The sequence below is a fragment of the Pseudoxanthomonas sp. SL93 genome, assembly GCF_026625825.1.
Taxonomy (GTDB): Bacteria; Pseudomonadota; Gammaproteobacteria; order Xanthomonadales; family Xanthomonadaceae; genus Pseudoxanthomonas_A.
Genome location: NZ_CP113065.1, coordinates 2,487,550 through 2,510,611, shown reverse-complemented (window position 1 = coordinate 2,510,611; position 23,062 = coordinate 2,487,550). Strand labels below are relative to the sequence as shown.

19 protein-coding genes are annotated in these 23,062 nt (G+C 67.5%); 9 read left to right on the top strand and 10 right to left on the bottom strand.

Annotated features, from left to right (window positions below):
• Positions 1-26: 26 nt before the first annotated feature.
• The 10 genes from OVA13_RS11920 to ccoN form a co-directional block, all read right to left on the bottom strand.
• On the bottom strand, positions 27-752 hold the full coding sequence (locus OVA13_RS11920) for a sulfite exporter TauE/SafE family protein (protein ID WP_267790698.1): 726 nt from the start codon (positions 750-752) through the stop codon (positions 27-29).
• Complete coding sequence (gene ccoS, locus OVA13_RS11915) at positions 742-924, bottom strand: cbb3-type cytochrome oxidase assembly protein CcoS (protein ID WP_267790697.1); 183 nt, start codon at positions 922-924, stop codon at positions 742-744. The genes OVA13_RS11920 and ccoS overlap by 11 nt, the downstream gene beginning before the upstream one ends.
• Positions 921-3,302: a heavy metal translocating P-type ATPase gene (locus OVA13_RS11910; protein WP_267790696.1), complete on the bottom strand. Its 2,382-nt coding sequence runs from the start codon at positions 3,300-3,302 to the stop codon at positions 921-923. Before OVA13_RS11910 ends, ccoS begins: the two co-directional genes overlap by 4 nt.
• Positions 3,303-3,311: 9 nt before the next feature.
• On the bottom strand, positions 3,312-3,824 hold the full coding sequence (locus OVA13_RS11905) for a FixH family protein (RefSeq protein ID WP_267790695.1): 513 nt from the start codon (positions 3,822-3,824) through the stop codon (positions 3,312-3,314).
• Between the two features lie 2 nt (positions 3,825-3,826).
• Complete coding sequence (locus OVA13_RS11900; RefSeq protein WP_267790694.1) at positions 3,827-5,380, bottom strand: 4Fe-4S dicluster domain-containing protein; 1,554 nt, start codon at positions 5,378-5,380, stop codon at positions 3,827-3,829.
• Positions 5,381-5,503: 123 nt separating this feature from the next.
• Positions 5,504-5,800, bottom strand: a complete 297-nt coding sequence (locus tag OVA13_RS11895; RefSeq protein ID WP_267790693.1) for a hypothetical protein — start codon at positions 5,798-5,800, stop codon at positions 5,504-5,506.
• Complete coding sequence (gene ccoP / locus OVA13_RS11890) at positions 5,797-6,732, bottom strand: cytochrome-c oxidase, cbb3-type subunit III (RefSeq protein ID WP_267790692.1); 936 nt, start codon at positions 6,730-6,732, stop codon at positions 5,797-5,799. The genes OVA13_RS11895 and ccoP overlap by 4 nt, the downstream gene beginning before the upstream one ends.
• On the bottom strand, positions 6,729-6,869 hold the full coding sequence (locus OVA13_RS11885; protein WP_267790691.1) for a cbb3-type cytochrome oxidase subunit 3: 141 nt from the start codon (positions 6,867-6,869) through the stop codon (positions 6,729-6,731). The genes ccoP and OVA13_RS11885 overlap by 4 nt, the downstream gene beginning before the upstream one ends.
• A gap of 3 nt (positions 6,870-6,872) precedes the next feature.
• Positions 6,873-7,493, bottom strand: coding sequence for a cytochrome-c oxidase, cbb3-type subunit II (gene ccoO, locus OVA13_RS11880; RefSeq protein ID WP_267790690.1), 621 nt, complete (start codon positions 7,491-7,493; stop codon positions 6,873-6,875).
• Positions 7,494-7,502: 9 nt separating this feature from the next.
• The gene (gene ccoN / locus OVA13_RS11875; RefSeq protein ID WP_267790689.1) at positions 7,503-8,942 is read right to left on the bottom strand and encodes a cytochrome-c oxidase, cbb3-type subunit I; all 1,440 of its coding nucleotides are present in this window, start codon (positions 8,940-8,942) and stop codon (positions 7,503-7,505) included.
• Between the two features lie 193 nt (positions 8,943-9,135).
• On the opposite strand from ccoN, the gene OVA13_RS11870 reads away from it, so the two are divergent.
• From OVA13_RS11870 to OVA13_RS11830, 9 genes are all read left to right on the top strand, one after another.
• Positions 9,136-10,722: a cytochrome ubiquinol oxidase subunit I gene (locus OVA13_RS11870; RefSeq protein ID WP_267790688.1), complete on the top strand. Its 1,587-nt coding sequence runs from the start codon at positions 9,136-9,138 to the stop codon at positions 10,720-10,722.
• Positions 10,723-10,734: 12 nt separating this feature from the next.
• Complete coding sequence (gene cydB / locus OVA13_RS11865) at positions 10,735-11,883, top strand: cytochrome d ubiquinol oxidase subunit II (RefSeq protein WP_267790687.1); 1,149 nt, start codon at positions 10,735-10,737, stop codon at positions 11,881-11,883.
• A 10-nt stretch (positions 11,884-11,893) separates the two neighbouring features.
• Complete coding sequence (gene cydX / locus OVA13_RS11860; protein WP_267790686.1) at positions 11,894-12,016, top strand: cytochrome bd-I oxidase subunit CydX; 123 nt, start codon at positions 11,894-11,896, stop codon at positions 12,014-12,016.
• Between the two features lie 103 nt (positions 12,017-12,119).
• A complete protein-coding gene (locus tag OVA13_RS11855) occupies positions 12,120-13,175 on the top strand; it encodes an aromatic ring-hydroxylating oxygenase subunit alpha (protein ID WP_267790685.1) in 1,056 nt (351 codons plus the stop codon).
• Positions 13,176-13,217: 42 nt separating this feature from the next.
• Positions 13,218-14,543: an amino acid permease gene (locus tag OVA13_RS11850; protein WP_267790684.1), complete on the top strand. Its 1,326-nt coding sequence runs from the start codon at positions 13,218-13,220 to the stop codon at positions 14,541-14,543.
• Positions 14,536-16,602, top strand: a complete 2,067-nt coding sequence (locus OVA13_RS11845; RefSeq protein WP_267790683.1) for an oxidoreductase — start codon at positions 14,536-14,538, stop codon at positions 16,600-16,602. Before OVA13_RS11850 ends, OVA13_RS11845 begins: the two co-directional genes overlap by 8 nt.
• Before the next feature lie 318 nt (positions 16,603-16,920).
• Complete coding sequence (locus OVA13_RS11840) at positions 16,921-19,482, top strand: glycoside hydrolase family 3 protein (RefSeq protein WP_267790682.1); 2,562 nt, start codon at positions 16,921-16,923, stop codon at positions 19,480-19,482.
• Between the two features lie 417 nt (positions 19,483-19,899).
• Positions 19,900-21,147, top strand: coding sequence for a molybdopterin molybdotransferase MoeA (locus OVA13_RS11835; RefSeq protein ID WP_267790681.1), 1,248 nt, complete (start codon positions 19,900-19,902; stop codon positions 21,145-21,147).
• On the top strand, positions 21,147-21,695 hold the full coding sequence (locus OVA13_RS11830; protein WP_267790680.1) for a molybdenum cofactor guanylyltransferase: 549 nt from the start codon (positions 21,147-21,149) through the stop codon (positions 21,693-21,695). Before OVA13_RS11835 ends, OVA13_RS11830 begins: the two co-directional genes overlap by 1 nt.
• Positions 21,696-23,062: the final 1,367 nt, after the last annotated feature.

The window sequence follows — 23,062 nt, the reverse complement described above, 5'->3', positions numbered from 1 at the left end:
GTGGGGCGTTGCGCAGACAATCAGGCTCATGCAGGCAACGTACGACATCCAAGGGCGGCAAGGATGCCGTGCAGCGCGGGTTGCTGCATCAACCATGGCGAGGCGATGGTCAGCACGCCCGCCAGCATCACCACCGAGGCGGCGAACGCGCGCAGGGACGTCCGCTGCCAGAGTCGGCCCAGGCGCGCGCCGGACCACGTCAGCGGCACCATCAGCGGCAGCGTACCCAGGCCGAAGGCGGCCATCGTCAAGGCCGCATCTCGCGGATTGGCCTGCAGCCAGGCGACCGTGAGCACGCTGATACTCAGGCCGCAGGGCAGCCAGCCCCACAAGGCCCCTGCAAGCAGGCGGCGTGGCACGGTGTCCGCAGGCAGTACGCGTGCATGCAGCGGGCGCAATGCGTGCCACAGCTTTGCGCCGGGCCGGGCGACGACATCAAGCCGCCCCTTCCGGTCCAGCAGGCGCAACGCAAGCAGCACCAGCGCCAGTCCGACACCCACGCGCATCGCCAGTGCGACGGCATCGTGGCGGAACAGCATCAGCAGCCCGCCACCGAATGCGCCTACCAGCCCACCCGCCAGCGCGTAACCCGCGACCCGGCCCAGGTTGAGCTGCAGCGCATGCGGCCAGCCCTGCCGCGCGGAGAGTGCCGAGAAACCCGTGGCGATGCCGCCGCACATCACCGCGCAATGCGTGCTACCGACCAGCCCGGCCAGCAGTGCCGCCACCAGCACAGGCGTGTCAGCCGGCATCGCCGTCGCTCTTCCGCGCGCGCGGCGGGGCAGGCGGCGCGTCGTCCAGGATGTCCAGCGCCGGCGTATCCAGGTCGTCGAACTGGCCCTTGCGCACGGCCCAGGCGAACGCGGCGATGGCAGCGCCCAGGAGCAGCAGGCTGATCGGCAACAGCAGCAGCAGGATGTTCATGCGGTGATCGTTTCTCCATCCCGCGCAAGACGCAGCGCGTTGAGGGTGACGGCCAATGAGGATACCGCCATGCCGAGGGCAGCGATCCACGGCGTCACCATGCCCGCGGCGGCCAGCGGCAGCGCCAGCACGTTGTAGCCGATCGCCCACGCCAGGTTCTGCGCGACCAGCCGGCGTGACGTGCGGGCCACGTGTACGGCATCGGCGATGCGCAGCAGGCTGGGGCGCAGGGTCACCAGGTCGGCGGCGCGCTGCGCCAGCGGTGCACCTTCCCCCATGGCGATGGAAACATCCGCACCGGCGAGCACCGGTGCATCGTTCAGCCCGTCCCCCACCATCGCGACGATGCGGCCTTCTGCCTGCAGGCGCTTCACCAGCGCCAGCTTGTCCAGCGGCGACTGGCGCGCATGCGCGTCACCGATGTCCAGTGCATGCGCCAGCCGTTGCACCGCCCCTTCGCCATCGCCGCTGGCCAGATGGATGCGCAGGCCCTGGGCACGCAGGGCCGCCAGCGCCGGGGCCGCGTCCGCGCGCGGGCGCTCGCTCACCTGGAAGCGCGCGATGGCCTGCGTGCCATCGCCCAGCCACACAGCGCCGTCGTCCCCCCGACCCGCGGCCCAGTCGGCGCGACCGAGCCGCCAGAGCCGCCCATCCACGTGGCCCTGCACGCCGAGGCCACTGACCGTGGTCACCGAAACCGCGGTCCGCTGCACCGCGATGTCAGCAAACGCCGCCGCCAAGGGATGGCCGCTGTCTTTTTCCAGTGCCGCCGCGATGGTGAGCGCGGCGGCTTCATCGATACCCGCCAATCGATCGACCGAGACGCGCGAAGGCGCGCCATCGGTCAACGTGCCCGTCTTGTCGAACACGATGTCGGTTGCACGCGCCAATGTGTCCAGGGCTTCCGGTCGGGTGGCCAGCACCCCGCGCCGGGCCAGCGCGCCGTGCGCGGCCGCCAGCACGGCAGGCACCGACAGCGACAGCGCGCACGGGCAGCTGATGACCAGCAGGGCCAGCGTCACTTCGAAGGCGCGCTCCGGTGCGACGATGCGCCAACCCGCGTAGACGAGCACGGCCAGCACCAGCAGCGTCACCACGAAATAGCGGCCCACGCGATCCGCCGTCCGGGCGAGCGGTGGGCGATGCGCCTGCGCCTGTTCCACCAGCGTGGCCAGCTGCGACAACCGCGTGGCCGGGCCGGTGGCGCCGACGCGCAACCGTGCCGGCCGCTCGCGGCACGTGGTGCCGGCATAGACCGGCTCGCCCTGGTGCCGCACCACAGGATGCGACTCACCGGTCAGGAGCGCTTCCTCGAACACCGCCTGGCTGTCCAGCAGCGTGCCGTCGGCCGGCACGCCATCGCCCGCCGCCACGCAGACGGTGTCGCCGATGCGCAACGCCGACGGGGGTACCGTTTCGCGCGTGCCGTCTGCGCGCTCACGGGTGGCGAACACGGGCTGCGCGCGTGCCAGCGCATCGACCTGCGCGGTGGCGATGTGGCGCGCGCGCTGCTCCAGCATGCGTGCAGCCAGCAGCAGGAACACGAACATCACCGCCGCGTCGTACCAGACATGGGTGCCGCCGCGGACCGTCTCCACCAGGCTGGCGAAATAGGCCAGCAGCGTGGAGCCGGCGATCAACGTGTCCATGCCCACGTGACGCGCACGCAGTTCGCGCGCCATCCCCGACAGGAAGGGCCAGCCGCTGTAGAACACCACCGGCGTGCTGACCAGGAACGTCAGCCAGCGGAACAGGTCGCGCGTGGGCAGCGGCATCGTCGCGTTGACATCCAGGTACAGCGCCTCGGCCAGCATCATCGCCTGCAGCGAACCCAGCCCGGCCACGCCCAGTCGCAGCAACCAGCGCCTGCGCTCGCTCAGGCGCGCCTGTTCGCGCGCTTCACCGGTGGCCAGGTAGGCGCGGTAGCCGAGCATCGCCAGCCGTTGCAGTAATGAGGACAGCGATGCGCGTGAAGGATCCCAGGCGATGCGGATGCGGCCGGTCACCGCGTTGGCCGTGGTGTCCAGCACGCCCGGTTCCCGCGCCAGCGCCCGATCGATCAGCCACGCGCACGCGGCGCAGCGCATGCCATCGGTCAGCAGCACGATCTCGCGGCCGCCGGCGACGACACGCGCGTGTTCGTCCAGCAGTTCGGTGCGGTCCCAGTCCTGCATGTCCGCCGCGTCGGCCTGCACGCGATTGGCGGTGCTGCTGCGCAGGCGGTAATAGCTGCCCAGGTCGGACTGTTCGATCCACGTTGCCGCCGCGGCGCATCCTTCGCAGCAGTAAACGTGCGTCGTTGCATCTTCGCGGACGGACGTCGCCCTCCGGGGGACGGGCTCCCCGCAGTGATGGCAGCAGGCGATGGCCATGTCCATGCCGGTGGCCTAGTCACGCGCCTGCGATGGCGCAAGGCGGACCGCCTGGGTGTTCTTCTGCAAGCGCCCACGCAGGCGCCATCGGCCAACATCGTCGGCGACCTGCACGTTCCAGTCGTGGCCGGCATCGAGGACGCCGTCCACCGACCAGCCGGTCGCGGTACGTACCAGCGTCAGCTGCCGGTCCTCGGCGGCCTGCGCAGGATGCGCCAGGGTGAGCCGCAACGCACCCGTGCCGAGGTTGCCGGTGACCGGCACCACATCGATGCGCCCCGACTCAAGCCGCACGATCGCACTGAGGTTCATCGCCTGCGCACGCTGGTCCGGGCCCATGTCGGTGGTCTGGATCTGCGCCACGCGCTGCACCTGGTCGGTCACGCTGTCGGCACCACCCGCGCGCACGGCCACGATCACCAGTCCCACGCCGGCGACGATGGAGGCCAGGGGCAGCCCGAACACCAGCCACAGCATGGGTTCGCGCCACGAGGGACGAGCGGTGGGGGCGGAGCTGCTGGTGGTCATGGTCATGGCGTCGGCCCGAAGTAACTGCTTTCAATGGTCTTTTCCTCACCGCCGCTCTCGCGCCGGACACGCACGGTGATGGCGTGGCGCCCCCGCACGTTCGCAGGCGCGGTGACCGTCAGCGGCACGGAAAGTACCTGCTCCGGCCCAGCCGGCACGCGCAGGTCGCCGCCGCGCAGGCGGATGCCGGGCGTCGCGGCCCCGAGGGTGATGCGGTAGTCGTGGCGCTGCTGGTCCTTGTTGACCAGCTTGAGCGTGTAGTCGTTCTCGATGGCGCCGCCGCCGACATCGCGGTACAGCGCATTGCGGTCGCGCAGCACTTCGGCGATCAGTTCGCTGCGATGCGTCGCTCCCCATGCCCAGCCGACCCCCAGCGCCAGCAGGAGCACGCCATACAGGAAGATGCGCGGACGCAGCACGCGCGATGGCCTGCCATCGATGGCGTTCTGGGTGGTGTAGCGGATCAGTCCTTTCGGGTAGCCCATCCTGCCCATCACGTCGTCGCAGGCGTCGATGCACGCGCCGCAGGCGATGCACTCGTACTGCAGGCCGTTGCGGATATCGATGCCGGTGGGGCAGACCTGCACGCAGATCGTGCAGTCGATGCAGTCGCCCAACTGTTCCGGGACGAATTTCGGCAGCGGTTCGACCACCGCGCCGGCGCCGGCGAAGGTGATGGTGCCGCGCGCGCCCAGGCGCTCGTCGGCGACGCTGGGATGCGCGTTGGCACGCACCACGTAGTCGTAGGCGGTGACCTGGTCGAGCAGGCCGCGCGCGCGTTCCAGCACGCTGCCCAGGCCGCGCTTGCGCGGACCGCGCGGTTCGCCGCGCATGGGGTCATAGGCGATGATCAGCGTGTTGCGGTCGAACATCGCGCTCTGGAACCGCGCATACGGGCACATGTACTTGCAGACCTGTTCGCGCAGGAAACCGGCGAAGCCCCACGTGGCCAGCGCGTAGAAGAAGACCCAGAAGGTTTCCCAGCCGCCCCAGGCGAACGGCCAGAGGCGTGCCCCCAGGTCGAGGATGGGGGTGAAGAAGCCGACGAAGGTGAAGCCTGTCCACAGCGCGAACAGCGCCCACAGCACGTGCTTGCCACCCTTGCGCAGCAGTTTGTGCGCACTCCACGGCGCCGCATCCAGCTTGATGCGCGCGCTGCGGTCGCCTTCCGTCCAGCGCTCCATCCACAGGAACACTTCCGTCCACACCGTCTGCGGGCAGGCGTAGCCGCACCACAGGCGGCCGGCCAGCGCGGTGAAGAAGAACAGCGCCATCGCCGCGATGATCAGCAGCACGGCCAGCAGCAGGAAATCCTGCGGCCAGAACACCAGGCCGAACACGTGGAACTTGCGCGCCGGCAGGTCGAACAGCACCGCCTGGCGGTCGTCCCAGCGCAGCCAGGGGAACACGTAGTACATGCCCAGCAGCCACCACACCGCTGCCACGCGCAAGCGGTTGAGCGTGCCGGCCACATCGCGCGGGTAGACCTTGCGTTCGCTGACGTAGAACGAGTTGCCATGTTCGTCCACCACATCCAGGGGGATGCGACGGTTCACGGGTGGCTCGGCAGGCGTGGCTGGCATGGCTGGCGTAATGCTCGCTGTCGCGCCACCGGCGGTGCAGCGACGGTTTGTCGCAGCGACACGGGCAAGGTGGCGGTGATGTCCATGGGGGTCGGATCAGTCCAGCGGCAGCGCGCGGTTGAAGCGGCTGGCCGGGCGCAGCAGGATCCAGGTGAACAGGCTGCTGGAGGCCGTGGCCAGCCAGAACATGAAGAATCCCAGCGTGTAGCCCAGCTCCCGGCTGATCGCCAGGTCGGGCAAGGTCACATCGCGCAGCGTCAGCGGGTCGACGAACGCGAAGAACACCATCGTCGCCACGCCCGCGGCGAAGAAGCTCGGCCAAAGCACCGCCCCGATGCGCTGCGCGAGCGGCCGGGGCGGGTGGTCCAGCCGGGGTTGGCTGAAATCGGTCATCTCGCCGCGCCTGCCGTGCCGGGAGGCTTGTCGTGCGACAGCGACCACACATAGGCGGCGACCAGCCGTGCGCGCGTTTCGCCCAGCAACTCGCGATGCGCGGGCATCACGCCATGCCGCCCCTGCATGATGGTCTGGCGCAGGCTCTCCTTGCTGCTGCCGTACAGCCAGTAGGCATCGGTGAGGTCGGGCGCGCCGAGTTCCTGGTTGCCCTTGCCGTCCACGCCGTGGCAGGCCACGCACAGGCCGTTGTAGAGCGCCTTGCCCTGCGAGGCCATGAAGTTGTTGTGCAGGCTTTCCGGGTTGGACAGCGTGTTGACGTAGGCGATGGTGTAGTCGACCGCATCCGGGCCCCCCATGCTCGTCAAGGCGGTGCCCCACTCGGGCATGACGCCTTCGCGGCCGTCGAGGACGGTCTGCAGCACCTGCTCGGGCGCGCCGCCCCAGTGCCAGATGTCGTCGCGGAGGTTGGGGTAGCCCACTGCGCCCTGCGCCGACGAACCGTGGCAGGTCGCACACGTGTTGTTGAAGATCGAGCGGCCCAGAGCCAGCGCCTTCGGGTCCTGCGCCAGCGTATCGAGGGGCTGCTGCGCGTACGGCTTGAACGTGGCCTCCAGCCTGCCGTCATCCCTGGCTTTCTGTTGCGCGTGCTCGCCCGCCGAACTCCACTTGCCGTAGCCCGGGATCGCCCCCAGCCCGCCATACCAGGCGAGGTATCCGACCGCGAACACGATGGTCAGGTAGAACAGGTTGATCCACCAGCGCGGCAGCGGCTTGTTGTATTCGGTCAGGTCGCCGTCCCACACGTGCGAGGTGTCTTCGGGTGCGGGATCGCCGGGGCGTCGGCGCGCGGTCCACCACAGCAGCCAGACGCAGCCCAGGATGTTCAGCGCGACCAGCGCGATGATGAACCATGTCCATGCGGCGCTCATTCGCCCTTCTCCCCGGCCTCGCCCAGCGGCAGTCGCGCCGCATCCTCGAAATCCTTCTTGCGGCGCGGGCTCCAGGCCCAGATCCAGCCCGCCACGAACAACACCAGCAGTACCGCCGTCACGATGCCCGACACCATGGCTCAGCCCCCCCTCGGTGCTTGCTTGCCCAGCGCCTGCAGGTAGGCGACCACGGCATCCAGTTCGCTCTTGCCGGCCACGGCGCCCGCGGCGTTGGCGATCTCCTCATCGCTGTAGGGATCGCCGAGTTTCTTCAGCGCGCGCATGCGGTCGGTGACCTGCCCGCCGTCCACCGCGTTCTTCGCCAGCCAGGGGAAGCCGGGCATGTTGGATTCCGGCACGACGTCGCGCGGATTGATCATGTGCACCCGGTGCCAGTCGTCGGAGTAGCGGCCGCCCACGCGTGCCAGGTCCGGCCCGGTGCGCTTGCTGCCCCACTGGAACGGGCGGTCGTAGACCGACTCGCCTGCCAGCGAGTAGTGGCCGTAGCGCTCGCTTTCGAAACGCAGCGTGCGCACCATCTGAGAATGGCAGTTGTAGCAGCCCTCGCGCACGTAGACGTCGCGGCCAGCCAGCTGCAGCGCGGGGTAGGGCTTGACGCCTTCCAGCGGCTGGATGGCCTCGGCCTGGTACATCAGCGGCACGATCTCGGCCAGGCCGCCGAACGACACCGCCACCGCGATCAGCACCGCCATCAGGCCAACGTTCTTTTCGATCTTCTCGTGGGGATTTCCGTTGCTCATGTCATGTCCTCAGGCGCGGGCTTCGGAAACGTCGGGCGCCAGCACCGGCTGCGGCGCCGTCGACCGGGCGGCCTGGAACGTCTTGGCCATGTTCCAGGCCATCACGCACATGCCACCCAGCGCCAGCAGTCCGCCGCACAGCCGGATCAGGTAATAGGGATAGGTCGCGTTGAGGGATTCGACGAAGCTGTAGGTCAACGTGCCGTCATCGTTGGTGGCGCGCCACATCAGGCCCTGCATCACGCCGGCGATCCACATCGAGGCGATGTAGAGCACCACGCCGAGGGTGTGCATCCAGAAGTGGGTATCGATGGCCTTGATGGAGTACATCCGCTCGCCACCCAGCAGACGCGGCAGCATGGCGTAGACCGCACCCACCGAGATCATCGCCACCCAGCCCAGTGCGCCGGCATGCACGTGGCCCACGGTCCAGTCGGTGTAGTGGCTCAGCGAGTTGACCGTCTTGATCGACATCATCGGCCCCTCGAACGTGCTCATCATGTAGAACGAGAGCGAGACGATCAGGAACTTGAGGATCGGGTCGGTGCGCAGCTTGTGCCACACGCCCGACAGCGTGAGGATGCCGTTGATGGCACCGCCCCAGCTGGGCGCCAGCAGGACCAGCGAGAACACCATGCCCAGGCTCTGCGCCCAGTCCGGCAACGCGGTGTAATGCAGGTGGTGCGGGCCGGCCCACATGTACACGGCGATCAGGGCCCAGAAATGCACGATCGACAGGCGGTAGGAGTACACCGGCCGCCCGGCCTGCTTGGGGACGAAGTAATACATCATTCCCAGGAAGCCGGCGGTCAGGAAGAAGCCCACCGCGTTGTGGCCGTACCACCACTGCACCATGGCATCCACGGCGCCGCTGTATACCGGGTACGACTTGGTCGGGCCCACCGGGATGGCCATGCTGTTGACGATGTGCAGCAGCGCCACGGCGATGATGAAAGAGCCGTAGAACCAGTTGGCCACGTAGATGTGCTTCACCTGCCGCTTGGCGATGGTGCCGAAGAAGAGCACCGCGTACGCCACCCACACGACGGTGATCAGGATGTCGATGGGCCATTCCAGTTCTGCGTATTCCTTGCCCTGCGTCAGCCCTAGCGGCAGCGTGACCGCCGCCGCCACGATAACCAGTTGCCAACCCCAGAACACAAACGCGGCCAGCCGGTCCGACAGCAGCCGCACATGGCAGGTCCGCTGCACCACGTGCAGGCTGGTGGCGAAAAGCGCGCAGCCCCCGAACGCGAAGATCACCGCGTTGGTGTGCAGCGGCCGCAGCCGGCCGTAGCTGAGCCACGGCAGGTCGAAGTTCAGGGCCGGCCAGTACAGCTGCGCCGCGATCAGCACCCCCACCGCCATCCCCACGATGCCCCAGACCACGGTCATCACCGTGAACTGGCGCACCACCTTGTCGTTGTATGTCCCCTGGACGCCTTGCATGCGACCCCCTCCTCGTCTGTGCGGCGGGATTGTCGGCCGCCGGTCCAGAAGCGGCATTGATCCAGATCAATCGCCCCCGCCGTGGGCGCGAAGGACGGGCTGGCGCGCACCCGCCGGGGTGCGACCGACGGTCGCGCCCGGTGCGGCACGGATGGGTCTAGAATCCCCGTCAATCCACACGGTAGCCCCCGCCATGCCGGACATGACCGTAGTCGAGCTCTCCCGTCTGCAGTTCGCGCTGACGGCGATGTACCACTTCCTGTTCGTCCCGCTGACGCTGGGCCTCTCCTTCATGATCGCGATCATGGAGAGCGTCTACGTGATGACCGGGCGCGACATCTGGCGACGGATGACGATGTTCTGGGGCACGCTGTTCGGCATCAACTTCGCCATGGGCGTGGCCACCGGCATCGTGATGGAGTTCCAGTTCGGCATGAACTGGTCCTACTACAGCCACTACGTCGGCGACATCTTCGGTGCGCCCCTGGCTATCGAAGGGCTGATGGCGTTCTTCCTGGAGGCGACCTTCATCGGCCTGTTCTTCTTCGGCTGGGACAGGCTGTCGCGCGTGAAGCACCTGATGGTGACCTGGCTGGTGGCGCTGGGCACCAACTTCTCGGCGCTGTGGATCCTGATCGCCAACGGCTGGATGCAGTACCCGGTCGGCGCGGAGTTCAATCCGGTCACGATGCGCATGGAGGTGACCGACTTCGCGGCCGTGCTGTTCAATCCGGTGGCGCAGGCCAAGTTCGTGCATACCGTCAGTGCGGGCTACGTGCTGGGCGCGGTGTTCGTGATGTCGATCAGCGCGTTCTATCTGCTGCGTGGGCGCCACGCGGACCTCGCCAAACGCTCCATGGCGGTGGCGGCCAGCTTCGGCTTGGCCGCGGCGCTGTCGGTGGTGGTGCTGGGCGACGAGAGCGGCTACGTGGCCGGCGAGAACCAGAAGATGAAGCTGGCCGCCATCGAAGCGATGTGGGAGACCGAACCCGCGCCGGCGGGATTCACCGCCTTCGCCATCCCCGACCAGAATGCGCGTGCCAACCAGTATGCGCTGCACATCCCGTGGGTGATGGGCCTGATCGGTACGCGGTCGTTCAACACCGAAATCCCCGGCATCGGCGAACTGGTCGAGCGCGCCGAAGATCGCATCCGCAACGGACAGCTGGCCTACGCGGCCTTGCAGCAGCTGCGCGCCAACCGCGAGGACGCGCAGGCGAAGGCGGTCTTCGACCAGCACTGGCAAGACATGGGTTACGCGCTGCTGCTGAAGCGCTATCGCGAAGACATCGGCAACGCCACCGAGCAGGAGATCGCGCGCGCCGCGGCCGATACCATCCCGCGCGTGGCGCCGCTGTTCTGGAGCTTCCGCCTGATGGCGGGCATCGGCTTCTACTTCATCGCCTTCTTCGCGCTGGCGTTCTGGCTGGCCACGGTGCAGAAGCTTGACCACTACCGCTGGTTCCTGAAGCTGGCGCTGTACAGCCTGCCGCTGCCCTGGCTGGCGATCGAGGCCGGATGGCTGATCGCCGAGTACGGGCGGCAGCCATGGGCCATCGACGGCGTGTTGCCGACCTTCCTCGCCGCGTCGGGCCTGAAGCTGCACCAGGTCATCATCTCGCTCAGCGGGTTCGTGCTGGTCTATACGACGCTGGCGGTCATCGACGTGTACCTGCTGCGCAAGGTGATCCTGAAGGGACCGGACGACGTGCCCGGCGGCGAACGACGACCCGACCAGGCAGGTGCGCCGCTGGCGCCTGCTTCCACGACCGTGGCCTGACAGGAGGACGACATGGACACGATTCCCCTCGACTACGCCACCCTGCGCCTGATCTGGTGGCTGCTGCTGGGCATCCTGCTGATCGGTTTCGCGGTGATGGACGGCTTCGACCTGGGCATCGGCACGCTGTTGCCCGCGGTGGCGCGCACCGATGCCGAGCGCCGGCTGGTGCTGAACGTGGTGGGCCCGGTATGGGAAGGCAACCAGGTCTGGCTGATCCTGGGCGGCGGCGCGATCTTCGCCGCGTTCCCGGCGCTGTATGCGGTCAGCTTCTCCGGCTTCTACATGGCGATGTTCCTGATCCTGTTCGCGCTGATCCTGCGGCCCGTCGGCTTCAAGTTCCGCAGCAAGGTGGAAGACCCGCGCTGGCGCGCGGTGTGGGACTGGGCGCTGTTCGTCGGTGGTTTCGTCCCCGCGCTGGTGTTCGGGGTGGCGATGGGCAACGTGCTGCTGGGGGTGCCGTTCTATTTCGACGACACCCTGCGCATCCACTATTCCGGGGGCTTCTTCGGGCTGCTGTCGCCGTTCGCGCTGCTGTGCGGCCTGGTCAGCGTCGCCATGCTGGTGGCCCATGGCGCCAGCATGCTGGTGATCAAGACGGACGGACCCGTGGCGCTGCGCGCACGGCGCATCGGCATGTTGGCGGCGCTGGCGACGGCGGTGCTGTTCGTGCTGGGTGGGGCCTGGCTGGCGCTGGACGTGGACGGCTATGCGCTGGCGGGTGCCGCCGTCACCGACGCGCCGTCCAATCCCCTGTTCAAGCAGGTGACCACCCTGCGCGGCGGCTGGATGGCCAACTACCAGGCGATGCCATGGACCTGGATCTTCCCGGTCCTGGGCGTGGCGGGGTCACTGGCCGCGGCCGCGCTGTTGCGTGCCGGGCGTGGCATGGCGGCCTTCCTTGCCTCGGCGCTCGGCATCGCCGGCATCATCCTGACGGAAGGCCTGGCGGTGTTCCCGTTCCTGCTGCCGTCGTCCACCCATCCCGGTTCAAGCCTCACGCTGTGGGACGCCTCGTCCAGCCACCTGACACTGTTCGTGATGCTGGTGGCGACGATCGTGTTCCTGCCGCTGGTGCTGCTGTACACCTCCTGGGTGTACCGCGTACTGCGCGGCAAGGTGAGCCCGGAAAGCCTGGAACAGAACCATAACGCCTACTGAGGAACGCACCATGTGGTACTTCTCCTGGATACTCGGCGTCAGCCTCGCGGCCAGCTTCGCCATCCTCAACGGCATGTGGTACGAGATGCGCGAGAACGACCGCGAAGCCGCCGAGCGCGCGTCACAGGGGTAACCCTGCGCCACCCGGCCCGCATGCCGGCGAGCCGCGCAACACGCGTCGACTGCGGTAGCCTTGGGCGCCTATCCACCATGCCGACAGGCGGGGCGCCGACGCCATGACAGATCCACAGAGCCCGCTTCCACTGGAGCGCGCACGCGCCTTGCCGGCGCGCTACTACGCCGGCGACGCGATGCTGGCAATGGAACAGGCGTCAGTGTTCCACCGCAGCTGGCAACTGGTCGCCCACCAAGGACAGCTGGCGGAACCGGGCGACCATGTGGTCGAAGAGGTCGGCGGCGTGCCGGTGCTGCTGGTGCGCGGGCAGGACGGCGTGCTGCGTGCCTTCCCCAATGTCTGCCGGCACCGCGCCGGACCGCTGGCGCTGTGCAACGGCAAGGGCGCCCGCGCGCTGCACTGCAGGTACCACGGCTGGACCTACACGCTTGAAGGCCAGCTGCGCAGCGCGCCTGAAATGCAGGGCGCCGCCGATTTCGACGTCGGCGACATCCGGCTGCCGCCGCTGCGGGTGCATGCGTGGCAGGGGCTGGTGTTCGTGGCGCTGCACGACGACGTGCCACCGTTCGACGAGGTATACGCCGGCATCGCCGAGCGCATCGCGCCGATCGACCTGGCCGCCATGCGCTTCCACCGCCGCGACCGCTACGACATCGCGTGCAACTGGAAGGTGTACGTGGACAATTTCCTGGAGGGCTACCACCTGCCGCATGTGCACCCGGGGCTGTCCAAGGTGCTGGACTACCGTGCCTACGACACCGTGCTGTTCCCGTGGCATTCGTTGCAGCATTCCCCGCTGCGCGACAGCGGCGACCTCTACGGGGAGGGGGACGCGTTCTACTACTTCGTCTACCCCAACATCATGCTCAACATCATGCCGGGACGCCTGCAGACGAACCGCATCCTGCCGCTGGGGCCGGGACGCTGCCGGGTGGAGTTCGACTACTACTACGCCCAGGACGATGCGGCGCTGGCGCGCACCGCCAACGACCAGGCGTTCAGCGATGAAGTGCAGGCGGAGGACATCGCCATCTGCGAGGCGGTGCAGAAAGGCCTGGCCTCCGGCTTCTACGAAGCGGGCCGGTTGTGCCCGAAGCGGGAAAGCGGCGTGTGGCATTTCCACAACCTGCTGCGTGCCGCGTACGGCGATGCGTGATACCCGCGCCATGCACAGCGCTACGCCGACCGGCTTCGGCTCGTGAGCGATCACATGCGCGCAGGCGATGGCAGGAAGATCGGGTTCTGGACGTGCACCGCGCTGGTGGTGGGCAACACGATCGGCATGGGTATCTTCGTGCTGCCCGCCTCGCTGGCGCCGTTCGGCTACAACGCACTGCTGGGCTGGGGCATCACGGTACTGGGCTGCCTTGCACTGGCCCGCGTCTTCGCACGGCTGGCGCGCCTGCTGCCGGGGGCGGACGGTCCCTACGGTTACGTGCGCGGCACGCTGGGCGAATTGCCGGCGTACATGGTGCTGTGGTCGTACTGGGTGTCCATCTGGATCACCCATGCCGCCCTGGTGACGGGCGTGGTGGGGTATGCGATGGCGATCTTCCCGTCGTTGTCGCGCGTGCAGCCTTCGTTGCTGGCGATCACGCTGCTGTGGCTCTTCGTCGGCATCAACCTGCTGGGCGTGCGCATGGGCGGGCGCGTGCAGGTGGCCACCACGGTGATGAAGCTGCTGCCGATGCTGGCGGTCGCACTGCTTGGCGCGTGGATGCTCGTGCAGTCGCCCGGCTCCTTCGCGGCCCACCCGCCGGCGCGGCCGATCAGCCTGGGCGATGCGATGGCGGCTTCGACGCTGGCGCTGTTCGCGATGCTGGGCCTGGAATCGGCCACCATCCCCGCGGCCAAGGTGGAGGACCCCGGACGCACCATTCCGCGCGCGACCATGGCCGGCACCTGGATCACCGCTTCGATCTACCTGGTGGTGTCGGCGGTGCCGCTGCTGCTGGTCCCGCATGCAGAACTTGCCGAAGCCAGCGCGCCGTTCGCCCTGGTGATGGAGCGCTTCGGTGGCGAAGGCTACGGTCGCTGGCTCGCGCTGTTCGTGGTGATCAGCGGGCTGGGCGCGTTGAATGGATGGACGTTGCTGGCCGGCGAGCTGACCCGCACCATGGCCGACAACGGCGTGCTGCCCCGTGCATTCGGGCGCAACAACCGCTTCGGCGCGCCGGTTGCCGCGCTGGTCCTGACCGGCCTGCTGGCCAGCGGCATGGTAATGATGAGCTACAGCCGCTCGCTGGTGTCCGGCTTCACCTTCCTCAGCACGGTGGTGACGGCGGCCAACCTGCCGTTGTACCTGTGTGCTTCGCTCGCCCTTGGCGTGCTCTGGTGGCGCGGGCATCGCGACGCAGGACGCGACCTGCTGGTCGCGGCAGTGCTCGGCACGGCCTATGCGGTGTTCGCCTTCATCGGCATGGGCGCGCAGCCGTTCTTGCTGGCGATGGCGCTGATGGTGGTGGGTCTTCCGCTGTACTTCCTGCTGCGCCGTCGTCATGGCCGGGCGGTGGGTAATGCGTGATCCGCGCTATGACATCCTCTTCGAGCCGGTACGCATCGGTCCGGTGACGACGAAGAACCGGTTCTTCCAGGTGCCGCACTGCAACGGCATGGGCCATGCGATGCCGCTGGCGCACGCGGCCATGCGCGAGGTGAAGGCCGAGGGTGGCTGGGGCGTGGTGTCGACGGAGGAGTGCGAGATCCACCCGAGCAGCGACCTGACGCCCTACGTCGAGGCGCGGCTGTGGGATGACCGCGACATCCCGGCGCTCGCCTTGATGTGCGACAAGGTGCACGCGCATGGCGCGCTGGCGGCGCTCGAGTTGTCGCACAACGGACCGACTGCCTCGAACCTTTACTCGCGGGAAGTACTGCTGGCGCCGTCGCACCAGCCTTCCAAGTATGGCTATCCCTCGCAGGCGCGGGCGATGGACCTGCACGACATCGCCGAGTACCGCCGCTGGCATCGTGAAGCGGCGGTGCGTGGCATGAAGGCGGGCATGGACATCATCTATGTCTACGCCGCACACGACCTGTCGCTGCCGATGCACTTCCTGCAGCGACGCCGCAACCAGCGCAGCGATGCCTATGGCGGCAGCTTGGAGAACCGTGTGCGCCTGCTGCGCGAGGTGCTGCAGGACACGCGCGAGGCGGTCGGCCACCGCTGCGCCGTGGCGCTGCGCTTTGCCACCGAGGAACTGCTGGGGCCGGGCGGGGTGGAACTGGCCGAGGCGCAGGACATCGTCGGGATGCTCGCGGAGTTGCCGGACCTGTGGGACGTCAATGTCGCGGCCTGGTACAACGATTCGGTGCCCTCGCGCTTCGCCCGCGAAGGCGCGCAGGAACCCTTCATCGATTTCGTCCGCAAGGCCACCACCAAGCCCGTGGTCGGCGTGGGCCGCTTCACCTCCCCCGACACGATGGTGTCGCAGATCCGCCGCGGCGTGATCGACCTGATCGGCGCCGCGCGCCCGTCCATCGCCGATCCCTACCTGCCGCGCAAGATCGAGGAAGGCCGCGTCGACGACATCCGCGAATGCATCGGCTGCAACATCTGCGTGTCCGGCGACATGACGATCTCGCCGATCCGCTGCACGCAGAACCCCAGCATGGGCGAGGAATGGCGCAAGGGCTGGCATCCGGAGCGCATCGCGGCGAAGGCGAGCGAGGCCCGCGTGCTCGTGGTCGGCGGCGGTCCGGCCGGCCTGGAAGCGGCGCGCGCGCTGGGCCAGCGCGGGTACGAAGTGCATCTCGCCGAAGCACGGCGAGAACTCGGCGGTCGCGTCACCCGCGAGGCCCGCCTGCCGGGCCTGGCCGAATGGGCGCGCGTGCGCGACTGGCGGCTGGGGCAGATTAGCAAGCTGGCGAACGTCAGCACCTACCTCGACTCCGCGCTCACCGCGCAGGACGTGCTCGATTTCGGCGCCGACCACGTCGTCATCGCCACCGGTTGCCATTGGCGGAGGGACGGGTTCGGCCGCACGCACGGTCTGGGCGTCGCGGATTTCGCCGGCAATCCGCGCGTGTTCACCCCGGACGACCTGATGGACGGGCGCTGGCCGGAAGGCCGCGTCGCGGTCTACGACGACGACTACTTCTACACCGCCAGCGTCGTCGCCGAAGCCCTGCGCCTGCGCGGATGCGAGGTCACCTGGCTCACGCCGGACGACACCGTCGCTTCGTGGAGCGCGAATACGCTGGACTACCGCCACATCCAGTGGCGGATGGCCGGGCTCGGCGTCGCCCAGCGCGTCTCGCACATGGTGACCGGCTATGCCGGTACCACGCTGGCGTTGGAGCAGGTATGGAGCGGTGCCGTCGCGTCGCTTGAGTGCAATGCCGTCGTGGTGGTCACTGCGCGCCTGCCTGACGATGCGCTCTACCACGCGTTGAAGGCACGGGAGCCGGAATGGGCCGACGCGGGCATGCGCAGCGTGGCCTGCATCGGCGATGCGCTGGCGCCTGGCCTGATCGCGCACGCGGTGTACGCCGGCCATCGCTATGCGCAGGAACTGGATGCCCCGAAGCACGACGGGGTGCCGTTCAAGCGGCACTTCCACCACGATACGCCGATCGCGTGAGGCCTCAGGCGAGGGCGATAGCGGAAGTCGCCTGGGCTCGACCGCACCCGCCCCGGCGCTGTACAGCGCCAGCCGCAGGCTGAAGAAGCCGGAATGGGGGCCAACCTCGGGCCGTCTTCGACATCGCAGACGGGTAGTCCTGGCGTTCCAAAACGGCTCGCGGAGGGAGGGGCGACGGTCGTGGCGCCAGGGAATGGGTATGCTGGCCGAGGGCTACAGCGTCGAGCGGATCTGAGCGATCATCTCGGTATTCTTCGTGCTTGAGCATGTTCACGAGACCAAGGGCAAGGAACTGGAGCAGATGGAAGGATGAATACGATGACGAACCGCAACGTGATGCGTGCCCGCAGCGGCCTGCTGCTCGCCGCGCTGGCATTGGCGCTGGCTGCCTGCAAGGGCGACGGCAAGGCCGACGCGCCGGCCCCACAGGCACAGGCGCCGTCCAATCCCTGGCCACAGGTGGCTTGGCCGCTGGCCGAGGACGCCGCGCTCGAGAAACGCATCAATGACCTGCTGGCCACGATGACCGTGGAAGAGAAGGTTGGCCAGCTGGTGCAGGGCGATATCGCCAGCATCACCCCGGACGACGTGCGCAAGTACCGGCTCGGCTCGATCCTCGCCGGTGGCAATTCCGATCCCGGCGGGCGCTACGACGCCTCACCGGCCGAATGGCTGGCCCTTGCCGATGCCTACTACGAGGCGTCGATGGACACCTCGCAGGGCGGCAAGGCGATCCCGGTGATCTTCGGCATCGATGCCGTGCACGGACAGAGCAACATCGTCGGCGCCACGCTGTTCCCGCACAACATCGGCCTGGGCGCGACGCGCAACCCGGACCTGCTGCGCCGCATCGGCGAGATCACCGCGCTGGAAACACGCGCCACCGGCATGGAGTGGGCGTTCGCGCCGACCGTGGCGGTGCCGCAGGACGACCGCTGGGGTCGTTCGTACGAAGGCTATTCGGAGTCGCCGGAGATCGTCGCCAGCTATGCCGGCGCGATGGTCGAAGGCCTGCAGGGCAAGGTCGGCACACCGGGCTTCCTTGACGGGCGCCACGTCATCGCCTCGGTGAAGCACTTCCTGGGCGACGGCGGCACCACCAACGGCAAGGACCAGGGCGACACCAAGATCAGCGAGGCCGACCTGGTGCGCATCCATGCCGCCGGGTATCCGCCCGCGATCGCGGCGGGTGCGCAGACGGTGATGGCGTCGTTCAACAGCGTCAACGGCGAGAAGATGCACGGCAACAAGCCGTACCTGACCGACGCCCTGAAGGGTCGCATGCAGTTCGGCGGCTTCGTGGTCGGCGACTGGAACGGCCACGGCCAGGTGAAGGGCTGCACCAACACCGATTGCCCGGCGACGATCAACGCCGGCCTGGACATGGCCATGGCGTCGGACAGCTGGAAGGGGTTCTACGAGACCACGCTGGCAGCAGTGAAGGCCGGCACGATCAGCCAGGAACGCCTGGACGACGCGGTGCGCCGGATCCTGCGGGTGAAGTTCCGCCTGGGCCTGTTCGAGGCGGGCAAGCCGTCGGCGCGCACGGTGGGCGGGCAGTTCGCGCTGCTCGGCGCACCGGAACATCGTGCGGTCGCACGCCAGGCCGTGCGCGAATCGCTGGTACTGCTGAAGAATGCCGGTGGCGTGCTGCCGCTGCAGCCGAAGCAGCGCATCCTGGTGGCCGGTGACGGCGCCAACGATGTCGGCAAGCAGGCCGGTGGCTGGACGCTCAACTGGCAGGGCACCGGCACCACGCGCAAGGATTTCCCGAACGCGGATTCCATCTATGAAGGCATCGCGCAGCAGGCGAAGGCCGCCGGTGGCGAGGCGCTGCTGTCGGTCGACGGCAAGTACACGCAGAAGCCCGACGTGGCGGTAGTGGTGTTCGGCGAGAACCCGTACGCGGAATTCCAGGGCGACCTGCAGACACTGCTCTACAAGCCGGGTGACGACGCCGACCTCGCGTTGATCAAGCGGCTGAAAGCCGATGGCATTCCGGTGGTGGCGGTGTTCCTGAGTGGACGCCCGTTGTGGATGAACCGCGAGATCAATGCGGCCGATGCCTTCGTGGCGGCATGGCTGCCGGGTTCGGAAGGCGCGGGCATCGCTGATGTCCTGCTGCGCAAGGCCGATGGCAGCGTGCAGCACGACTTCAAGGGCAAGCTCAGCTTCAGCTGGCCGCGGACGGCGACGCAGTACGCCAACAACGTGGGTCAGGAAAACTACGACCCGCTGTTCGCGTTCGGCTTCGGCCTGACCTATGCCGACAAGGGCGACCTGGCGGCGCTGCCGGAAGAATCCGGTGTCAGTGGCGACGAGGGCGCGAGCGGCGTCTACTTCGCCCGTGGCGATGCCGGTTCCGGCGTGGCGTTGCGTCTGGAAGCCGGCGATGGCCAGGGCGTCACCGTCACCAAGGTACCCGAGGCACTGAACGCCGATCTGCTGAAAGTCACCGGCGTGGACCATCTGGCGCAGGAAGACGCACGCCGGCTGGCCTGGTCCGGCAAGGGCGAGGCGGTCGCGGCGCTGCAATCGCATACGGCGCTGGACCTGCAACGCGAGAGCAACGGCGACGTGATGTTGCTGACCACGCTGCGTGTGGACACCGCGCCGAGCGGGGAGGCCTGGTTGTCGGTGGGCTGCGGTACCGGCTGCACGGCACGCGTGGCGCTGGCGCCGACGTTGGCGAAATTGCCGGTGGGCCAGTGGACGCGCGTCGGCGTGCCGCTGAAGTGCCTGGCCAAGGCCGGCGCCGATGTCAGCAAGCTGGACCGCCCGTGGTCCATCGGCACCGCTGGCGCGATGACGGTATCGGTCTCGCGCGTCGCACTCGGGTCGCTGGACCAGGCGGAGCAGACCGTCGACTGCGCACGCTGACACAACACGAATCCCGGGCGCACCCGCGCCCGGGAGACATGAAAGTATCGCGGAGTCCACACGGCTGATCATCGGCCCGGGGTTCCCATCCGCGTGGGCTCCCGACATCCCGCTGTTGGCGCCGCACGTACTGGACAAGGGCGTTTCCGGATCCGCGATGTCGACGACTTCACGACTGGGGGATTCCATATCGGGAGCCGTCGAGGTCATCCGGACGCGTATTGCGTTGTGCGGTGTCCTGGAGAAGGTTTTCGCCGCAGCGTGAGGTTAACCTTGCTGGGTTACGTGCACGCCTGAGCGTGGCAGCACGCAACGCGACAATTGGCGTTCGCAGCGACCGCGCACTAGGCTGTCGGCGACCCGCCATGCGCGACCGGGCGATGGTCGGTGATGGTGCGGCATGCACAGGGAGGCAGGGTGATCGGTTATCACGAGGCGGTGGCACGATTGCGGGAGGGCGCAAGCCTGCTCGCCGTGCAGCGCGTGTCACTGCGTGCCGCCGTCGGCCGCGTGCTGGCCGCCGATGTGGTCAGCGGCAGCGCGTTGCCGCCGTTCGACAATGCCGCCATGGATGGCATCGCGCTGGCGTCTGGCGGACAGGTACAGCCCGCGGGCAGCGAGTGGGAGACCGCGGCCCGCATCGGTGCCGGTGACGTGTCGCCATCGCATGACGCCGCCCGTGCCTGGGAAATCATGACCGGTGCACCGCTGCCATCGCGTGCGGATACCGTCATGCCCGTCGAGCACATCGAGCACATCGCACCCACTTTGGAAGTCGCTGCCCGCGTGCGGCTGCTGGCCGATGCGCGACCGGGCGCGAACATCCGTCGGCTTGGCGAGGATGTGCGAGCTGGGCAAACGGTGCTGGAGAGCGGTCGCCTGATCGAAGCCGCACAACTGATGCTGCTGGCAGGCCTCGGCATCGATGACGTCGCGGTGGCGCGACGCCCGCGCGTCGCCCTGCTGGTGACCGGGCGGGAGATCGTGGCACCCGGTGAACCGCTTCCACCGGGCGGCATCCACGATGCGACCTCGCCGTACCTCGCTGCCGCGCTGATCGCCGCGGGTGCGGAGCCGGTACGCCGCGTGCGCGTCGGTGACGACGTGGAGGCTTTCCAGGCGGCGCTGGATGCTGCACTGGCGGAGGGTGTCGACCTGGTGCTCAGCACGGGTGCGGTGTCGAAGGGGTATTACGACTTCGTTCCGCACGCATTGGACGCGCGCGGTGCACAGCGGCTTTTCCACGGCGTGGCCTTGCGGCCCGGGAAGCCGGTCCTGGGCGCGCGCTTGCCTGAGGGTCCATTGTTTGTCGGCCTGCCGGGAAATCCCTTGTCGACGGCGGTCGGGTTCCGTTTCCTGGTGGAACCTGTGCTGCGTGCGTGGCTGGGCATGCCGGAGGAAGCGGAGTTCCGCTTGCCGCTGGCCACTTCGTGCGGCAAGCGTGCCGGCCTGCACGCCGCCTACCATGCCACGCTGCGATGCGATGCCGACGGACGGCTGAGCGCGCATGTCGCCGAGGCGCAGGCGTCGTTCCGGCTGCTGCCGTTCTCGCGCTCCTCCGCCTGGATCACGTTGCCGGCTGAAGAAGCGCATGCACCTGCTGGCACACGCGTGCTGGTTCACGGGCACGGCCACCTGCATCCGCCGTCGTGGACCCTCTTCTGATGAAGCCATGGCGTGCGGTGCTGCTGGCGGGCGGACGATCCTCGCGCATGGGCGCGGACAAAGCCCTCCTGCCGTGGGGTGGCGGTACGTTGCTCTCGCACATGCACGCGTTGCTGCAGGCGGCGGGTGCGCAGGAGGTCATCGTCAGTGGTGACCGGCCGGGCCTGCAGGGCATCCCCGACACGCGGCCAGATACCGGACCGATGGGCGCGCTGGCGCAGCTCGCCCCGCGACTTCAGGATGGCGCATGGATCGTGGTGCCGGTGGACATGCCGCTGTTGTCGTCAGACCTGTTGCAGGCATTGCTGGCCACGGACGCCGCCTGCGTCTGTGTCGAAGACCATCCCCTGCCGATGGCGCTGCGCCTCGACGCCGACATGCGCGCCGTGATTGAAGGCATGGGCAACCGTACCGGCCGCGAACGCTCGCTGCGCGCGCTGCAGCAACACCTGCACGCGGTGCATGTACCGGCTTCGCCCTGGCAACAGACGCTGCGCAACTGCAATACGCCCGAGGAATGGATGGCGTTGCAGGGCGTGGCGCGCTGACGACGTACAGCGCGTCCTGTGCTCCAAGTGACGGCCAATGTCTCTGCTGTCTTGGGTCGCGGGGGTCAGCGGATTTGCGTTTGCCCCAACTCGTGCACGCGGTGGCCGGATGGGTCTATGCCACGAGGGGGATCGCATTGGGGCTTGACCCGCAAGCGCCTGGCATGGCCAGAGGTCACCGAAGACCTCAGCGGGATCCGGAGGTTTTCCGCGATCCGCGGAGCCCAATGGCTGCCCTTGGGAATGAAAAAGCCCCGCCTCGCTGCAAGGCTTCAGGTCACGCGGTGTGGTGGCTATGGGTGGACTCGAACCACCGACCCCAGCATTATGAGTGAAGACTCGATGCGGCCAAGTTCCTGAAAATAATGAGGAAGATCAGTGTTTTCCTAAGTCGGACTGCCGACTTACAGGCTGATAAGCCGGCCTGAAGCCGGCGGCCTTCTAAGGCAAGTAGGGCGAGCTGCTGAACCTTCAAAGGGAGTACACGTCAGGAGTGGTCCGCCACCGCGTCATGGAAATCCGGCTCATGGACGAGAAGGGGCGTACGTCATCAGTGCGAAGCTTGCTGGCCTTCTGGAGCTCGCGTCCGTAGCATGCGTAGTAGATGCTGGATCCCAGGATAATCGGAAAAATCCAAACTCGAGAAGCCGCCAGCCGAAGGCCCACTTCGGCAGAGTTTCCAATCCTTACTAAGTCTTCGGACGTCGCGGCTTTGTAATCCTACTTACCGCTAAGCGTTGGTAACGAATGAACACGATCATTCCGGTTTCGAATCAACTATTCCGAAAGGTTACTGAGCCGCCCACTAGAATACGAATTACACACCTCTCTTCTGACGAATGGCGTTGACAGGTTAGATTTTGATTGATATCCAAAGGGTCCTTGTCAAAGGAGTGGGTGCGATGTCGTCCGACGGTCAGGCGAAGAATGAGATTTTGAATGCCATGAAGGAGGCCCTAGAGGGGAGCCTGGCATTCCAGGCATACTCAAACGGCTCTACACAAGAGACGGGTTTCTCGCGGAGTGGTGGAACCGGACATAGTAAATCTGGGCATGATTTTAGTAGGGCTCAGATACTGGATGGGGTGGCGCGTTCCCCTGAAATATCCGAGGAAGCGAACATAGCCTTCGCGCGTGCCTTCTTGTCCAGTAACTAGAAGATCCACTTAGGGGATGAGTAGCCCAAGCTCAGCAGCCCCAAGACTAAGATCCTTCGTCCTTAAGATTTCGTCGAGATGTAATCTCGCGTGCGACTACTGCTACGTCTACTTCAAAGCAGACGCTAGCTGGCGCAACCGCCCTAAGCTAATGTCAAGCGAGGTTGTGCATGAAGCCATAAAGCGCATAGCTTCCTACGCAGAGATTGA